The sequence below is a fragment of the Sphingomonas sp. IC081 genome (genome assembly GCF_006874585.1).
Lineage (GTDB): Bacteria > Pseudomonadota > Alphaproteobacteria > Sphingomonadales > Sphingomonadaceae > Novosphingobium.
The window spans coordinates 839,229-854,477 of record NZ_CP029761.1; the positions used below are offsets into that span (position 1 = coordinate 839,229).

General features: G+C 67.8%; 14 protein-coding genes. 10 read left to right on the forward strand and 4 right to left on the reverse strand.

The features are described 5' to 3' along the window. Nucleotides 1-14 precede the first annotated feature (14 nt). From DM450_RS04070 to DM450_RS26455, 3 genes are all read left to right on the forward strand, one after another. Nucleotides 15-446: a YidH family protein gene (locus DM450_RS04070; RefSeq protein WP_142632712.1), complete on the forward strand. Its 432-nt coding sequence runs from the start codon at nucleotides 15-17 to the stop codon at nucleotides 444-446. Nucleotides 447-511: 65 nt separating this feature from the next. Beyond that, nucleotides 512-907 (forward strand): BlaI/MecI/CopY family transcriptional regulator, encoded by a 396-nt coding sequence (locus DM450_RS04075; protein ID WP_142632713.1) that lies wholly within the window; start codon nucleotides 512-514, stop codon nucleotides 905-907. A 14-nt stretch (nucleotides 908-921) separates the two neighbouring features. Then, nucleotides 922-2,679 carry a M56 family metallopeptidase gene (locus DM450_RS26455; protein WP_142632714.1) on the forward strand — a complete coding sequence of 586 codons (1,758 nt, stop codon included), beginning with the start codon at nucleotides 922-924 and terminating at the stop codon, nucleotides 2,677-2,679. Between the two features lie 67 nt (nucleotides 2,680-2,746). Here DM450_RS26455 and DM450_RS04085 read toward each other — a convergent pair whose 3' ends face one another. Then, complete coding sequence (locus DM450_RS04085) at nucleotides 2,747-3,430, reverse strand: hypothetical protein (RefSeq protein ID WP_260610168.1); 684 nt, start codon at nucleotides 3,428-3,430, stop codon at nucleotides 2,747-2,749. 103 nt (nucleotides 3,431-3,533) lie between these two features. Next, nucleotides 3,534-4,406 carry a neutral zinc metallopeptidase gene (locus tag DM450_RS04090; protein WP_142632715.1) on the reverse strand — a complete coding sequence of 291 codons (873 nt, stop codon included), beginning with the start codon at nucleotides 4,404-4,406 and terminating at the stop codon, nucleotides 3,534-3,536. Between the two features lie 274 nt (nucleotides 4,407-4,680). On the opposite strand from DM450_RS04090, the gene DM450_RS04095 reads away from it, so the two are divergent. From DM450_RS04095 to DM450_RS04110, 4 genes are all read left to right on the forward strand, one after another. Further along, nucleotides 4,681-6,288, forward strand: a complete 1,608-nt coding sequence (locus DM450_RS04095; protein ID WP_142632716.1) for a M28 family peptidase — start codon at nucleotides 4,681-4,683, stop codon at nucleotides 6,286-6,288. A 74-nt stretch (nucleotides 6,289-6,362) separates the two neighbouring features. Further along, a complete protein-coding gene (guaB, locus tag DM450_RS04100) occupies nucleotides 6,363-7,820 on the forward strand; it encodes an IMP dehydrogenase (RefSeq protein WP_142632717.1) in 1,458 nt (485 codons plus the stop codon). A 25-nt stretch (nucleotides 7,821-7,845) separates the two neighbouring features. Then, complete coding sequence (locus DM450_RS04105) at nucleotides 7,846-9,018, forward strand: RsmB/NOP family class I SAM-dependent RNA methyltransferase (protein ID WP_142632718.1); 1,173 nt, start codon at nucleotides 7,846-7,848, stop codon at nucleotides 9,016-9,018. A gap of 13 nt (nucleotides 9,019-9,031) precedes the next feature. Continuing rightward, complete coding sequence (locus DM450_RS04110; RefSeq protein WP_142632719.1) at nucleotides 9,032-9,574, forward strand: tetratricopeptide repeat protein; 543 nt, start codon at nucleotides 9,032-9,034, stop codon at nucleotides 9,572-9,574. 151 nt (nucleotides 9,575-9,725) lie between these two features. Here DM450_RS04110 and DM450_RS04115 read toward each other — a convergent pair whose 3' ends face one another. After that, nucleotides 9,726-10,208, reverse strand: coding sequence for an RNA pyrophosphohydrolase (locus tag DM450_RS04115; protein WP_142632720.1), 483 nt, complete (start codon nucleotides 10,206-10,208; stop codon nucleotides 9,726-9,728). 256 nt (nucleotides 10,209-10,464) lie between these two features. On the opposite strand from DM450_RS04115, the gene DM450_RS04120 reads away from it, so the two are divergent. The 3 genes from DM450_RS04120 (at nucleotide 10,465) to DM450_RS04130 (ending at nucleotide 14,535) form a co-directional block, all read left to right on the forward strand. Next, the gene (locus DM450_RS04120) at nucleotides 10,465-12,420 is read left to right on the forward strand and encodes a 2-oxoacid:acceptor oxidoreductase subunit alpha (protein WP_142632721.1); all 1,956 of its coding nucleotides are present in this window, start codon (nucleotides 10,465-10,467) and stop codon (nucleotides 12,418-12,420) included. A 27-nt stretch (nucleotides 12,421-12,447) separates the two neighbouring features. Then, complete coding sequence (locus DM450_RS04125; protein WP_142632722.1) at nucleotides 12,448-13,473, forward strand: 2-oxoacid:ferredoxin oxidoreductase subunit beta; 1,026 nt, start codon at nucleotides 12,448-12,450, stop codon at nucleotides 13,471-13,473. An 84-nt stretch (nucleotides 13,474-13,557) separates the two neighbouring features. Beyond that, nucleotides 13,558-14,535: a metal-dependent hydrolase gene (locus DM450_RS04130; protein ID WP_142632723.1), complete on the forward strand. Its 978-nt coding sequence runs from the start codon at nucleotides 13,558-13,560 to the stop codon at nucleotides 14,533-14,535. Here DM450_RS04130 and DM450_RS04135 read toward each other — a convergent pair. Then, a complete protein-coding gene (locus DM450_RS04135; RefSeq protein WP_142632724.1) occupies nucleotides 14,504-15,220 on the reverse strand; it encodes a phosphatase PAP2 family protein in 717 nt (238 codons plus the stop codon). The two genes, DM450_RS04130 and DM450_RS04135, sit on opposite strands and share 32 nt — an antisense overlap. Nucleotides 15,221-15,249 lie beyond the last annotated feature (29 nt).

Here is a 15,249-nt window from a genome sequence, read left to right on the forward strand (position 1 = left end):
ACGGGAGACCTGCGATGGACGAGAAATCCGGCCAGGGCGAAAGCGCGGACGAACTGGCGGGCGAAATAGCCGGCAACGTCGCCAGGCAGACCGACACCGCCGACCGGCGCACCGTTCTTGCCGCCGACCGCACCATTCTCGCCGCCGAGCGAACCTATGCGGCCTGGGTGCGCACGGGGCTCGGCGCGCTGGCCTCGGGCATCGGGGCAAGGGCGCTGCTGCAGGGGCTGGTGGCCGAGTGGCTGGTCATGACCACCACCATGATGCTGCTGCTGTTCGCCGAGTTCTGCTTCGTGGCGGGGATCTGGCGCCAGCTGCGCCCGGTGCTGGCCCCGCCGGAAACCGATACGCCGCGTCTGCCCGGCTCGCTGCTGGTCACGTTCAACGGCTTTCTGGTCCTGCTGGGCGCGGCGGTGATGATCGGGATCCTGACGGGCAAGTCCTGAGGGGAGGGCGTGTGCGTTCATCCGGCGTTCATGTTTACAAACGTAGTCGATTACGTGTGTAAACGATGGAGGACGACGTGGCCGAAGAGCCCGACACGCCGGAACGGATCTCGGAAGCGGAACATGCGGTGATGGAGGCGCTGTGGCAGCGCAGTCCGCTCACCGCCACCGAAGTCTGCGAGCAGGTCTGCGCACCGCGCGGCTGGAGCCTGGCGACGGTGAAGACGCTGCTCTCGCGGCTGGTCGCCAAGCAGGCGGTCGCCACCGAGCCCGATGGCAAGCGTTTCCTCTATTCGCCGCGCATCGCCCGCGAGGCCTATGTCGGCACCGAAAGCCGCCGCCTGGTCGACCGCCTGTTCGGCGGCCGCGCCGCGCCGCTTTTTGCTCATCTTGCCGAGGCCGACGCGCTGAGCGAAGATGACATCGCGGAAATCGAAGCCCTGCTCAAAGCGCTCAAGTGAGGGGAGCTGACGTCATGATCGAGTGGCTGACCGATACGCTTGCAATGACCGCGCTGCTGATGGCGCTGATCCTGCTGGCCCGCCGTCCGGTGACGCGCTGGTTCGGGCCGGCCGCGGCCTATGCGCTCTGGGCGCTGCCGATGATCCGGCTGGTCCTGCCGCCGCTGGCCCTGCCACGCGGCCTGCTGCCGGAACTCTCCGTCGATATAGAGCCGATCACCGCGGCGGCGGGGCCGGCGCTGCCGCCGGTTGCCACCGCGGTCTCGCAGGTTTCGCCGCAGGCACTGCCGCTGGCTCAGCCGCTGGCTTCATCGCAGGCGGTGCCGACGATGGCGCCGGGCCTGGCCCCGGACCTGGCGCCGGACCCAGCCACTTTCGATGCGGGTCTGCTCAGCCATGTGCCCTGGGGCACGGTGCTGCTGGCGGTCTGGCTCGGCGGGGCGGTCTGTTTCCTGGCTTCGCGGATCTGGAACTACCAGGCGATGCGCCGGGACATCCTTGCCGAGGCGCGGGTTGTCGCGCGTTCCGGGGACATCCGCATCGTCGAGAGCCCGGCGGCGAGCGCGCCGCTGGCCTTCGGGGTGTTCGACAAGGTGGTGGCGCTGCCGCGCGGGTTCCTGGCTTCGGCGGATTCGGAAGCCTCGGACTTCGCGATCGCCCACGAACTCCAGCACCACGCGGGCAACGACCTGCTGGCGATCATGGCCCTGCAGCCGCTGTTTGCGCTGCACTGGTTCAATCCGCTCGGCTGGGCGGCCTGGCGGGCACTGCGGGCCGATCAGGAGGCCGCCTGCGACGCGCGGGTCATGGCCGGCTGCGGGCGCGAGATGCGCGCGCGCTATGGCCGGCTCATCGCCAGCTTCGCGGCAGGTAGCCGCCTCACGCTGGCAGCACCGATCGCGGGCGCTCTGGCAGGCGAGAAGCCGATCATCCTGCGCCTCAAGGCGCTGGCGCAGGCGGACGTCTCGCCGGCCCGGACCGTCGCGGCACGCGGTCTGTTTGCACTCGCCATCGTTTCGGTGCCGTTCACGGCGACGGTAACTTATGCGGCCATGGACAGGCCCGAGGTGCCCGACGCGCCCGCTACCCCCGCGCCTGCTATCCCAGCGCCTGCTGCCACGGCGGCGCCCGCGATCCGCGCGGTCGATCCGGACGCACCCGACCTCGCGCCCGAATTTGCGGCGCCGCCGGTTGCACCGCCGGTTCCGGCAGCACATACGGCCCATGCCGGGCCGGTCCACTACGCGCCAGCGGTTCCCTCGTCCGTGCCGCCGATGCCGCCAGTCCCGCCCGCCCCGCCGACCCCGCCGGAAGCGCTTGACTGGGCGGACTATGGTCGCAGCATCGCCCGTCACGTCGATGTCGCGGTCGCGCAGGCCATGCGCAGCGTGCCCGAAGTGCGCGAGACGGTCTCGTCGGACGGCAAGGTCCAGACCATTCGCATCGTCCGCAAGGACCAGGGCGGGCGTTCGCGCATCGAGCAGGAAATGACGCTCGACAGCCGGTGCCCGGCCGACAGCCGCCGCAGCGCGGCGCGTTCGAGCCGGGGCGGCAGGTCCGAGGTCACGGTGATCTGCACCGGCGCCCCGGAGCAGGCGATGAAGGAGGCCGCCAAGGCGGTCGCCTCGGCCCGCGACGCGGTTGCGGCAAACCGGCATCTTTCTGCCGAGATCCGCCGCGAGATCATGTCGCAGCTCGATGACGAAATGGCCCGTGCCCGTGCCGATCTTGCCCGCGAGCGGGCCGAGGCGGCCGCATCGCAGGACGACTGATCGCGTCGCCGGATGGCACGACAACAGGAAGAAAGGGGGAGGAAGGCGCGGCTTTTCCTCCCCTTTTCTATCGGCTGGCGCCGTCCTTCCGGTCGTCGTTGTCCTTCTTGTCCTTCGCGGCCTGGATCTCGTTCAGACGGGCCTGGACGATCGCGGGCGTTGCCGGGGAAGCGGGGTACTTGCAGCCCTTGGCATGGCCCATGCCCTTGAGGAAGGAGCGCCGAGCATAGCCGGCGCGCACCGCCGCCAGCACCGCGCGGTCATGCGCGCTGGCCCCGGAAATTTCGCGGATCAGGCCGCGAAAGGGAATGAACGAGCTGACCGCCCACTTGGCGATGCGGCCTGCATTGACCCCGTCCCGGTCTTCGGGCGGCAGGTCGACGTCGTCGCCGAGCACCTCATCGAGCTCTTCCACGGCTGCCGCATACTGGCTGCAGCTCCTGATGCCCTTGAGCGTGTAGGGCGCATCGATCGCGGCGACCAGCACCGGCGGGATGTCCTTCTTGTCGAGGTTGAGATCGGTCACCGGGGTCTTGGCGACGTCCACCGCGTCGGGGGTGGTGTCGGTGACCGGGCGCTGCCGCGCCGCAGCGGGGGCGGCGGCCAGCAGGGCGGCGCATGCCGTGGCAGCCAGGGCGGCGCGGGCAAGCGGCGCGCGGGTAAGGGGGGCGCGGGTAAGGGGGACGGGGGGGAGGGCCGCGGGGGTGCGGGCCGCGGGGGTGCGGGAAGGCGTGGTCCAGGCGTGACGCATGGTCTTCTCCTGTCGGCGGGAAGGGCGCGGCAGCCCATCGGCCCCGCGCGCAGACGCGCGGCAGCTGGCCCCGGAACGGTCGCACCCGCCCGAAATTATTGGATCATTCCATGGTCTTGAACGTATCGCAAGCGTCCTCGTTCCCACTTTCGAGACCTTGTTTCAGCCAATGCATGCGCTGCTCGCTCGACCCGTGGGTGAAGCTTTCCGGGCTTACGCGCTGCCCGGCATTCTTCATCAAGGTATCGTCACCGATGGCGCTGGCGGCGGTCATGCCTTCCTCCATGTCGCCGGGCTCGATCCGGGCCTTGTTCTTGCCTGCCCAGACCCCGGCATAGCAGTCCGCCTGAAGTTCCATGCGGACCTGCAGGGCGTTGGCCTGGGACGGGCTCTGCTGCTGGGCGCGGCGAACCTTGCCGTCGAGCCCGAGCAAGTGCTGGATATGATGCCCGTATTCATGGGCGACCACATAGTAGCGCGCGAAATCGCCCTTGGCGCCGAGCTTGTGGTCCATCTCGTCGTAGAAGCTGGTGTCGATGTAGATGCCCTGGTCGGCGGGGCAGTAGAACGGCCCCATGGCCGCCTGCGCAGCGCCGCAGCCGGAGCGGTCGCTGCCGTTGTAGAAGTGCAGTTCGGGCTGCTGGAAGGGCACGTTGGCCTGCCGGAACAACGGCTCCCAGGTCTGGTTCAGCGAACTGAGCGCATTGCACGCCTCGGTGGCATAGGCGTTCTGGCCGCAGATCTGCTGCGGGTTCTGCATCGGGGCGGTCTGGTCCGGGGCGCTCTGCTCGGGCACCTGCTGCTGGACGTTCTCGATGGTGCCGAGCATCTGCTGCGGGTCGATGCCGAACACGAACATGCCGATCAGCAGGATGACCAGCGTGCCGCAGCCCAGCTTGCCGCCGCCGCCGCCGGGAAAGCGGCTGCCGCCCTGCGAGACGCGGATATCGTCGGGGTTGAAATCGTCTAGCCGCATCCGTGTCCCTTTCGTGCAAACCGGGTATCAGAGCCGGAACCGCCGCCCGGGAGCGAGGCGGTCCCGAAACGAAATCCGTCTTTTCACGAATTTACGATCACGCTCTTAGTTCCAGCCTATGCGTCCGTTATGCTGCTGTTCAATCGAAAAGACTTAAGGCAGCGCCGGTTTGTGGTTCTTGCAGCACGGATTCGCGAAAAAGCGCCGTTGCCGCGGGTCTCGCAGCGAGATTTGCTAACCGCGCGGGGATTTCCGCCTTATAGGCTGCGGCACGATGAACAGGGGTTTGAAGGCGAACAGGGCCCGCGCGGCCGCGATCGGTGTCGCCGGAGCATTGGCTCTGGGGACCGTCCTGATGTGGTCGGGCAATGCCCAGTCGGCTTCCTCACGCGCGGATCAGGACATCATCGCCCGCCTGCGCGCGCAGATCGCCATCCTTGCCAGCGACGATTTCGACGGGCGCGAGCCGGGCACCGAGGGCGAGGCGAAGACGCTGCGCTATCTCGGCAAGCAGTGGTTCGACATGGGGCTGACCTCGGGCACCAACGATCCGGGCCACGAGTGGTTTGCGCCGGTCACCCTGGTGGCGCGCGATCCGGCCGCCTCGTCCGCGCAGTTCCAGCGCAAGGGCTGGCGCACCGTGCTGTCGCCGAGCGGGGTGCTGGTGCTGACTTCGGGCAAGCGCAGCCTGGTGCGCAACGTGCCGCTGCTGTTTGTCGGCAAGGGGCGCGGGCGCGACTATTCGCGCACCGAACTGGCGGGCCGCATCGCCGTTGTCCTTGACGGCGACACGCCCGACAGCCAGCGCCAGAACCAGTTGCTGGCGATGGGCGCCTCGGCGGTGCTCACCGTGCTCGACGGCGCGCGCAGCCTCGACGACGTGGCGGCGCGGCGCAAGCGCTCGGGTTATGCGCTGTCCGACGATGCCGTGGGCGGCGATCTCGAGGCCTTCATCACCCGCGATGCCATGGCGATGCTGCTCAAGGGCACCTCGCAGAGCCTGCCGGCGCTGGAGACGCAGGCCGCCAGCGCCGACTTCGCGCCGGTCCCGCTCGACCTCACCGCCTCGCTGGAAGCCACCACGCGCGAGACGACGATCCGCACCCACAATCTCATCGGCAAGCTGCCGGGGCGCCATCCCGAGGCGGGCGCGGTGCTGTTCCTGGCCCATTGGGACCATTTCGGCGATTGTGCCGCGCCGCCGGCCACCGACGTGATCTGCAACGGGGCGATCGACAATGCCAGCGGGGTCGCGACGCTGACCGAAGTGGCGCGCCGTCTCACGCGTGGGGGCCAGCTCGACCGCGACGTCTATTTCCTTGCCACCACCGGCGAGGAACTGGGCCTGCTCGGCGCCCATGCCTTTGCCGAGAACCCGCCGCTGCCGCTGCGCCAGATCGTTGCCGCCTTCAACATCGATTCCAACGCCATCGCCCCGCGCGGCACCCCGTTTGCCATCGTCGGGCGCGGCATGACCGGGCTCGATGCCACCATCACCCAGGTCGCCAGGGCCGAGAAGCTCAAGATTTCCGCCACCGAGGAAGGCAACGACTATGTCCGCCGCCAGGACGGCTGGGCCTTGATGCAGCACGATATTCCCGCTGTGCTGGTGTCCACGGCCTATGGTGACATGCCCCGCATGCGCGCCTTTTTCGAGGGCGACTATCACCGGCCGAGCGACGACCTGCAGCACATGTCCCATCCCATCGAGCTGGGCGGCGCGGCGGATGACGTGAAGCTGCTCTCGGCGCTGGGGCGCTGGTACGGCGATCTCAGGCGGGTTCCCGCCGATGGCGGCGCGAACGGGGGCGCCGCGCCGCAGAAGGCGGCGCCGCCGCTGCCCGCGACACCGCCGCCGGCCGTCTCGCCGGCGATAAAATGAGGCCTAGCACTATCGGCCCCACTTGATTACATGGGCCGCCACGATTCTCCCCTGACACGACAATGGTGGCGCACATGGACATTCCCCTCGGACTTACTTTCGATGACGTACTTCTGCGTCCTGCAAAGTCCGACATCGTCCCCACCCAGGCCGACACCCGCACGCGCCTGACGCGCGACATCTGCCTCAACATCCCGGTCATCTCCTCGGCCATGGATACCGTGACGGAAGCCGACATGGCGATCGTGATGGCCCAGCTCGGCGGCATCGGCGTGCTCCACCGCAACCTCACCATCGAGGAACAGTGCGCTGCCGTGCGTGCCGTGAAGCGCTTCGAGAGCGGCATGGTCGTCAACCCGATCACCATCACGCCCGACGCCACGCTGGGGGAAGCGCAGGCGATCATGCTCGCCAACAAGATCAGCGGCATTCCCGTGGTCGAGGCTTCGGGCAAGCTGGTCGGCATCCTCACCAACCGCGACGTGCGTTTCGCCGCCAACCCGGCCCAGCCGGTGCGTGAGCTGATGACGCACGAGAACCTCGCCACCGTGCAGCTGGGCGTCGATCAGGAAGAAGCGCGCCGCCTGCTGCACGCCCGCCGGATCGAGAAGCTGCTGGTGGTCGACAACGACTTCCGCTGCGTCGGCCTCATCACCGTAAAGGACATCGAGAAGGCCGTCACCTACCCCGACGCCACCAAGGACGCCGCCGGCCGCCTGCGCGTCGCCGCGGCGACCACCGTGGGCGACAAGGGCTTCGCCCGCACCGAGGCGCTGCTGGCGGCCGAGTGCGACGTGGTCGTCATCGACACCGCCCACGGCCATAACAAGGACGTGGCGCTGGCGGTCGAGCGCGTGAAGAAGCTGTCGAACTCGGCACAGGTCATCGCCGGCAACATCGCCACCGCCGAAGCGGCGCGCGCGCTGATCGACGCCGGTGCGGACTGCGTCAAGGTCGGCATCGGCCCGGGCTCGATCTGCACCACGCGCATCGTCGCCGGTGTCGGCGTGCCGCAGCTGACCGCGATCATGGATGCCGCCGAAGAGGCCGACAAGTCGGGCGTGCCGGTGATCGCCGACGGCGGTCTGCGCACTTCGGGTGACGCCGCCAAGGCGCTTGCCGCCGGTGCCTCGACCATCATGGTCGGCTCGATGCTGGCGGGTACCGAGGAAGCGCCGGGCGAGACCTTCCTCTACCAGGGCCGCGCCTACAAGTCGTACCGCGGCATGGGTTCGGTAGGCGCGATGGGCCGTGGTTCGGCCGACCGCTACTTCCAGGGCGACATCAAGGACCAGATGAAGCTGGTTCCCGAAGGCATCGAAGGCCAGGTCGCCTACAAGGGCCCGGCCAAGGACGTCATCCACCAGCTGGTCGGCGGCATCAAGGCGGCCATGGGCTACACTGGCTCGGCCACGGTCGACGACTTGCGCAAGAACGCCCAGTTCGTGCGCATCACCAATGCCGGCCTGCGCGAGAGCCACGTCCATGACGTGACCATCACGCGCGAGGCGCCGAACTACCCGACGCGCTGATTTCAGCGAGCCGGGGGGTGGGAGCATGACGCCGGGTGCGCGCGTTCAGGCAGCGATCGAGGTTCTGGATCTCGTGATCGCGGCGGCGCGCGCCAATGGTGCGCCTGCCGACCGGCTGATCGGGGACTGGTTCCGCACCCGCCGCTTTGCCGGCAGCAAGGACCGGCGCGCGATCCGTGAACTGACCTACCGTGCGATCCGGGCTTGCGGCGAAGTGCCCGAGACCGGCCGTGCGGCCATGCTGCGCGTTGCCGCCGAGGACCCGCAGATTGCGGCCCAGTTCGGCGGCACCGGCCATTCGCCCGCCACCATCGTTGCCGGTGAGCCGGTTGCCCCGGCCGGCCTTGCGCCGCGCTGGCTGGTCGAGCGATTCGCCAGGAGCGAGGTGGCCGAAGCGGATGCCATGGCGCTGCTCGACCGTGCGCCGCTCGATATTCGCGTCAATACGCTGCGCGGCGGGCGCGTGGAGCTGCCCGAGGGCGGAGAGCGGTCGCTGGCCGCGCAAGGTTGGCGCTATCCGCCCGAAACCAGCATCGAGCAGACCGACGCCTATGTCCACGGCGCCATCGAGGTGCAGGACACCGGCTCGCAGCTGACCTGCGAAGTGGTCGGCGCGCGTCCGGGCGAGACGGTGATCGATCTGTGCGCCGGGGCCGGGGGCAAGACCCTCGCGCTGGCCGCGGCGATGGAGAACGGTGGCACCCTGGTCGCCTGCGATGTCGACCGTGCGCGCCTGTCGCGCCTTGCCCCGCGTGCCGAGCGGGCCGGAGCGACCAATGTCGAGACCGTGCTGCTCGATCCCAACAAGGAAGCGCAGGCGCTCCAGCGTTTTGCCGGGCTGGCCGATGCCGTGCTGGTCGATGCGCCGTGCTCGGGCACCGGCACCTGGCGTCGTAATCCGGAAGCGCGCTGGCGGCTGACCGAGGCGCAACTGGCGCGCTATTCGGCGATCCAGTCGCGGCTGCTCGATGTGGCGGCCGGACTGGTGCGGCCCGGCGGGCGGCTGGTGTTTGTCACCTGTTCGTTGCTCGACGAGGAAGGGGCGGACCGGGCGGCGGCGTTCCTGCGCGGTCATCCCGGCTGGCAGGCGGACCTGCCGGAACTGCCGGCCGGCACCGCGCGCGGGGCGGGGCTGCGCCTTTCGCCGTGGCATGACGGCACCGACGGCTTTTTCGTCGCGCGCTTCCATCGGCTGTGATAGCGTCGGCGTCATGATGAGGACCAAGCCCTCGGCCAAGGACCTGTTGATGCGTTATACGCCTGTTGCGATTGCCCTTTCTCTAGTTGCTGCCGTTTCTTCCAGCGCGATCTTCTCGCAGCCTGCCGCAGCCCTCGATCCGCGTGCGGCCACCCTGCTCGGTGAAGGGCGGGCCGCGGTTGCCGCCGGTAACATCAACGGCGCCATCGATGCCTATGAAGCGGCGCTGACGGTGGCGCCGGGTAATGTCTCGGTGCTGCTGGCGCTGGCCGATGCCACGCGCCGTCAGGGGCTTCAGGGCAAGGCCTTGCATTATTACCGTGTGGCGCTGGTATCCGATCCGCGCAACCTGGAGGCGATCGCGGGTGAAGGCATCGCGCTGGCCGAAAAGGGTGCGACCGACAAGGCCGGACGCAATCTCGCCCGTTTGCAGACCTTGTGCGGCAAGGATTGCGCTCAGGCGCAGCAACTGGCGGCCGAGATCTCGAAGGCCGGGGCGCCGCGTGTCGTCAGCGCCGATGCGCTTGCGCCCAAGCCGGTGGTTTCGGAAAACTGATCCTTCGCAAGCTCAGGCCCTTCGACAGGCTGAGGATGAGCGCAAGGCGGTTTCAGGCACGCATAAAAACAGGCTCAGGACGAGTGGAACTGCATAAAGTCCGCTCATCCTGAGCCCTGTCGAAGGATCTCGGTCCAGCCTGAGGCGCGCCTCAGATCAGCGCGCGGAATTCTTCCAGGACGGCGCGGTAGACGCGCTTCTTGAAGGGGATGATGAGGTCGGGCAGCTGTTCGGCGTCGACCCACTTCCAGTCGTTGAATTCGGCCGGCTTGTGGGCTTCCAGATCGACGTCGTTGTCATTGCCGTCGTAGCGCAGCAGGAACCAGGTCTGGCGCTGGCCGCGATACTTGCCCTTCCACAGCTTGCCGATCAGGTCTTCGGGCAGGTCGTAGAGCAGTTCCTCGCGCGTGCGCGACAGCACGGTGACGTTGTGTTCGCGGACGCCGGTCTCTTCCCAAAGCTCGCGCAGGGCTGCGTCCTTGAGGTCTTCGCCGTCGTCGACGCCGCCCTGGGGCATCTGCCACCAGTCGCCTTCCTTGGTGTCGATTCGCTTGCCGACGAAGACCTTGCCGTCAGGATTGACCAGCATGACTCCGACACAGGGGCGGTAGGGCAGGGACGCGAAATCGTTCATCGTCGAGAGAAATTCCAGATTGTGGAGAAGGGGCGCGTCGGAAAGGTCTGATCGGGGATCGCCGTGTCGAAGCGCATGCCCGGCACAATGGCGCAAGGGCGCCGCCATTGCCAGCGCGATTTATGCTTACCTAAACGGAAACGGGCGCTTCCTTGCGGATTGCCGATGTTTTTCCGTTTTGTGTCTGCGGCAAGCGGGCATAGTCTGCGCTCAGGGAGAGACGGCGGCAGACCGGCCCTCCCGGCGGAGGACGGTGATGGCGACAATCTCATCGGTTACGGATTCGCAGGCGGGCCCGGGGAAGCAGGCGGCAGAGGCGGTGGTGGTCCGCTTTGCCGGTGATTCCGGCGACGGCATGCAACTCACCGGCGGGCAGTTCACGCTCTCCACCGCGCTTGCCGGAAACGATCTGGCGACATTTCCCGATTTTCCCGCTGAAATCCGCGCGCCGCAGGGCACGCTGTTCGGTGTCTCGGCGTTCCAGATCAACTTCGGCTCCAGCGAGATCACCACGGCGGGCGATGCGCCGGACGTGCTGGTGGCGATGAACCCGGCGGCGCTGAAGACCAACATCCAGGCGCTGAAGCCCGGTGGTCTCGTCATCGTCGACACCGGGGAGTTCAACAAGCGCAACCTCGAAAAGGCGAAGTACGAGGCCGATCCGGTGGAGGATGGCAGTCTCGCCCGGTGGGACGTGCTGGCCTTCGACATTTCCGCGCTGACGATGGAGGCGGTGAAGCCCTTCGGCCTCGGCAACAAGGAGGCGCTGCGCTGCAAGAACATGTGGACGCTGGGGCTGGCGCTGTGGATGTTCGACCGGGACCGGCAGCCGCTGGTGGACTGGTTGAACGCCAGGTTCGCGCAGCATCCGGTGCTGGCACAGGCCAATGTCGCCGCGCTCAATGCGGGGCACGCCTATGGCGAGACGGCGGAACTGGCGGGTCCCTTGCGCAAGCAGCATATCGATCCGGTGCCCGCCGAACCCGGCCTCTACCGCACGATCACCGGGGCTGAGGCCGTGTCGCTGGGGCTGGTGGCGGGGGCGCAGCTTGCGGACCTGCCGATGTTTTTCGGCGGCTATCCGATCACCCCGGCCTCGGCGATCCTGCACCATCTGGTGAAGATGAAGGAGTTCGGCGTCACCACCTTCCAGGCCGAGGACGAGATCGCCGCGATCTGCGCCGCCATCGGGGCCAGCTATGCGGGGCAACTGGGCGTCACGTCGTCCTCGGGCCCGGGTCTTGCGCTCAAGGGCGAGGCGATGGGGCTGGCGATCATGACCGAACTGCCGCTGGTCATCGTCAATTCGCAGCGCGGAGGGCCGTCGACCGGCCTGCCGACCAAGACCGAGCAGTCCGATCTCTATCAGGCGGTCTATGGCCGCAACGGCGATGCGCCGCTGCCGGTGATCGCGGCGCGCTCGCCCGCCGATGCCTTCGCATGCGCGATAGAGGCCTGCCGCATCGCCACGCAGTTCATGACGCCGGTGATCCTGCTGACCGATGGCTATATCGGCAATGCCTCCGAACCGTGGAAAGTGCCCGACCCGGCCACCTTCACCCCGTTCCCGGCGCATTTCCTTGAGGGTCCGAACGGCCCCGACGAGACGGTGCTGCCCTACAAGCGCGACGCGCGCGGGGTACGTCCGTGGATCAGGCCCGGTACGGAAGGGTTGATGCACCGCATCGGCGGCATCGAAAAGGCGCTGGGTTCCGGCAATATCGACTATTCGCCGACAGCCCATCAGGCGCAGACCGATGCCCGCAAGGCGCGGATCGACGGCGTGGCCAGGACCATCCCGGCGCAGGACGTATGCCTTGGCACGGACGGCGGCACGCTGGCGGTGGTCGGCTGGGGATCGACGTTCGGACCGATCCATCAGGCCGTGCGCCGCGCGCGCCGGCGGGGGCTGGACGTCAGCCATGTCCACGTTCGCCATGTCTGGCCCTTGCCCGAGAATCTCGGCGACCTGCTGGCGCGGTTCGACAAGGTGCTCGTGCCGGAAATGAACACCGGCCAGTTCAAGACCGTGCTGCGCGACCGGTTCCTGATCGATGCGGTGCCGCTGTCGAAGACCAGCGGCCAGCCCTTTGCCATCGCCGAGCTGGAAGAGGCGATAGGCAGGTTCTTCGACGGCATCCCCGACAACGAGGGCGGCGAGGTTCCCGTCAACGATACCCAGCTGCCCGCGCCCGAGAGCGAGCAGCCCTGAGTTTCTGGCTCAAGCCTGGAGACGATCATGAACGACATGACCCCCGTGACCACGCTGAAAGACTGGGAAACCGATCAGGAAGTACGCTGGTGCCCCGGCTGCGGCGACTATGCGATCCTGAAGGCGGTGCAGCGCACTTTGCCGATGCTCGGTGCCGATCCCAGGAACACCGTTTTCGTGTCCGGCATCGGCTGTTCGAGCCGCTTTCCCTACTATGTCGAAAGCTATGGCTTCCACACGATCCACGGCCGCGCGCCGGCGGTGGCGACCGGGATCAAGCTGGCCAACCCGGACCTCGACGTCTGGCTGGTGACGGGCGACGGCGATGGCATGTCGATTGGCGGCAACCACACGATGCACGTGCTGCGCCGGAACCTCGATTGCCAGATCCTCTTGTTCAACAACGAGATCTACGGCCTCACCAAAGGCCAGTATTCGCCGACGAGCCGGGTGGGTACGCCTTCGCCCACTTCCCCGGCGGGCTCGGTGGACCGCCCCGCCAGCCCCTGCGCCTTCGCGCTTGGCTCCGGCGCGCGGTTCGTGGCGCGGGGCTACGATGTGTCCAAGGACCTGCCCGACGTGCTGCAAGCCGCTTACCGGCATCGCGGCGCGGCCTTCGTCGAGATTTTCCAGAACTGCATCGTCTACAACAAGGACCGCTTCGACGACTTCACCGCCAAGGCGGTGGCGGCCGACAACCAGATTCAGCTCCGTCATGGCGAGCCGCTGCTCTTCGCGAAGGAAACCAAGGGTTTGGCGCTCGATCTTGAAACGCTTTCGCTGAAGGTGGTCGATGTGGTGGATGGGGACTGGCAGGCGGAGGGCGTGGCGGTTCACAATGTGCGCAACCGGGGCCTTGCGCATATGCTGGTGGAGATGCCCTTCGGGGCGTTCCCGATGGCGCTCGGCGTGATCTACGACGATCCGGCGCCGACGTTCGAAAGCGCCGTGGTGGAGGAACGCGCGCGGCTGACGGCGGGCAAGACCGCCGATCTCGCGAGGCTGCTGGGCAAGGGACAGACCTGGGTGGTGGAGGACAGGCCCGCAGAATAGCAAACGACGCTGGTCGAACGGCACCCCTTGCCGGACGGATAATCGCTTCCGATATGCCGCAGTCGATGCAAGACACTGCGGTTCATGGATAATCTTACACATAGTCTGGTCGGTTGGGCGCTCGGTGAAACCGGGCTGAAACACCGTACGCGCAAGGGGCTGGCGGCGCTGGTCCTGGCCGCCAACATGCCGGATATCGACGTATTCTTCGGCTGGTCGCCCTGGGCGCCGCTGGCGATGCACCGCGGTTTCACCCACGGGCTTGTGGGCGGTGTCCTGCTGATGCCGCCCTTGCTGGCGGGGCTGCTCTGGCTCTTAGACCGCTGGCAGCAGGGGCGGGGAGCGGTGTTCCGCAGCGGCTTGCCGATGCGGGCCGGCTGGTTGCTGGCGCTCTGCTATCTGGGCGCGCTGACCCATCCCTTGCTCGACTTGCAGAACGTCTATGCGATCCAGTTGCTCTCGCCGATGAGCGCGGAGTGGTTCCATACCGACGGCCTGTTCATCGTCTCGCCGTGGCTGCTGGCCATGCTGGGGGCCGGGATATGGGCAAGCCGGAGGCGGGCCAAACGGGGCGCGGCAAGGGCGGGGCGTCCTGCAAAGGCTGCCCTTGCCGGCGCATTGGGCTTCATTGCCGCCAACATCGGCATTTCGGTCCTCGCCGGCCATGCACCGTCGCAAGGCGCGCCTTATGCCGTGCCCGACCGTGTCTATGCCTCGCCCGAGCCGCTGGCGTTCTGGCGCCGCGACGTGATCTGGCGGCAGAACGGCCAGATCGGCTTCGGGCGTTACGATCCGATGCGGAGCCTGTTCACGCTGGTGGACAGCCAGCCGCCGGTTGCGGACAACATGGGCAGTGCGCCGGTGGCGAAAGCCGCGCATGCGACCCCGGAGGCGGAAAAATTCCTCGCGTGGTCGCAGCTCCCCATGGCGCGGATAGAACCGCATGGCTGCACCGCCAGGGTGACATTCGGCGATGCCCGTTTCACCGGGCCTGCGGTGCGGCGCGGCTTCAACACCTCGGTCGAGGTGCCTACGGGCGGTGCGGGATGTCGTGCTCCCTGATGTCTTCGGCGGTTTCCAGCATGACTTCGGCGGGGCGGTAGAGCACGGCGCTGGCGGTAAAGGCCCAGGCCGCGCCGCCCAGCCATCCGGCCATGACGTCGCTCGGCCAGTGAACGCCGAGCCAGACCCGGCTCCAGGCAATGGTCAGGCTGATCAGCACGGCGCCGGCAATCAGCGTGTGGCGCACGCCCGCGCGCGGGCTGAGCGCTGCGAAGGCGAGGGCCAGCGCGATATAGGTCGAGGCGGAATTGAAACTGTGGCCGCTGGGGAAGCTGGCGCCGCCCGCTTCGGTCAGGTGCGGCACGATTTCGGGGCGAGGGCGGCCGACCACCGCTTTGAGCAGTGTGTTGACGATGCTGCCGCTGATCACCGTCAGCGCCAGCAGCACGGCTTCCCTGCGGCAGCGCAGCCAGATCAGCGCCACGACGGCGAGGGTGGTGAACAGCGTGATCAGCAGGCTGCCGCCCATCGCGGTGAGATCGCGTACCCATTCCAGCAGCTTGACCGGGCCGAGCGGCCGGAGGTCTCCGGCCCGCCAGAACAGCAGGCCGATCCGGTCGAAATGCTGGGTGCGTCCGGTGGGAACCGCCCAGACGAACGCTGCGAAGCCGGCCCAGCAGAGCGTGGCGGCCATCGCGGCTTTGCGGGGATCGATGCGGTGGGGGGCTTTGGGTATCGTGTTCATGAGGCTAGGAAACCGTGATGACTGACAAG

Bases quoted from the DNA above. Each gene is read 5' to 3' on its own strand.
- DM450_RS04135 (WP_142632724.1), bottom strand. From the start codon at position 15,220: ATGAACACGATACCCAAAGCCCCCCACCGCATCGATCCCCGCAAAGCC.
- DM450_RS04120 (WP_142632721.1), top strand. From the start codon at position 10,465: ATGGCGACAATCTCATCGGTTACGGATTCGCAGGCGGGCCCGGGGAAG.
- guaB (WP_142632717.1), top strand. From the start codon at position 6,363: ATGGACATTCCCCTCGGACTTACTTTCGATGACGTACTTCTGCGTCCT.
- DM450_RS04110 (WP_142632719.1), top strand. From the start codon at position 9,032: ATGATGAGGACCAAGCCCTCGGCCAAGGACCTGTTGATGCGTTATACG.
- DM450_RS04085 (WP_260610168.1), bottom strand. From the start codon at position 3,430: ATGCGTCACGCCTGGACCACGCCTTCCCGCACCCCCGCGGCCCGCACC.
- DM450_RS26455 (WP_142632714.1), top strand. From the start codon at position 922: ATGATCGAGTGGCTGACCGATACGCTTGCAATGACCGCGCTGCTGATG.
- DM450_RS04115 (WP_142632720.1), bottom strand. From the start codon at position 10,208: ATGAACGATTTCGCGTCCCTGCCCTACCGCCCCTGTGTCGGAGTCATG.
- DM450_RS04075 (WP_142632713.1), top strand. From the start codon at position 512: ATGGAGGACGACGTGGCCGAAGAGCCCGACACGCCGGAACGGATCTCG.
- DM450_RS04130 (WP_142632723.1), top strand. From the start codon at position 13,558: ATGGATAATCTTACACATAGTCTGGTCGGTTGGGCGCTCGGTGAAACC.
- DM450_RS04070 (WP_142632712.1), top strand. From the start codon at position 15: ATGGACGAGAAATCCGGCCAGGGCGAAAGCGCGGACGAACTGGCGGGC.
- DM450_RS04105 (WP_142632718.1), top strand. From the start codon at position 7,846: ATGACGCCGGGTGCGCGCGTTCAGGCAGCGATCGAGGTTCTGGATCTC.
- DM450_RS04125 (WP_142632722.1), top strand. From the start codon at position 12,448: ATGAACGACATGACCCCCGTGACCACGCTGAAAGACTGGGAAACCGAT.
- DM450_RS04090 (WP_142632715.1), bottom strand. From the start codon at position 4,406: ATGCGGCTAGACGATTTCAACCCCGACGATATCCGCGTCTCGCAGGGC.
- DM450_RS04095 (WP_142632716.1), top strand. From the start codon at position 4,681: ATGAACAGGGGTTTGAAGGCGAACAGGGCCCGCGCGGCCGCGATCGGT.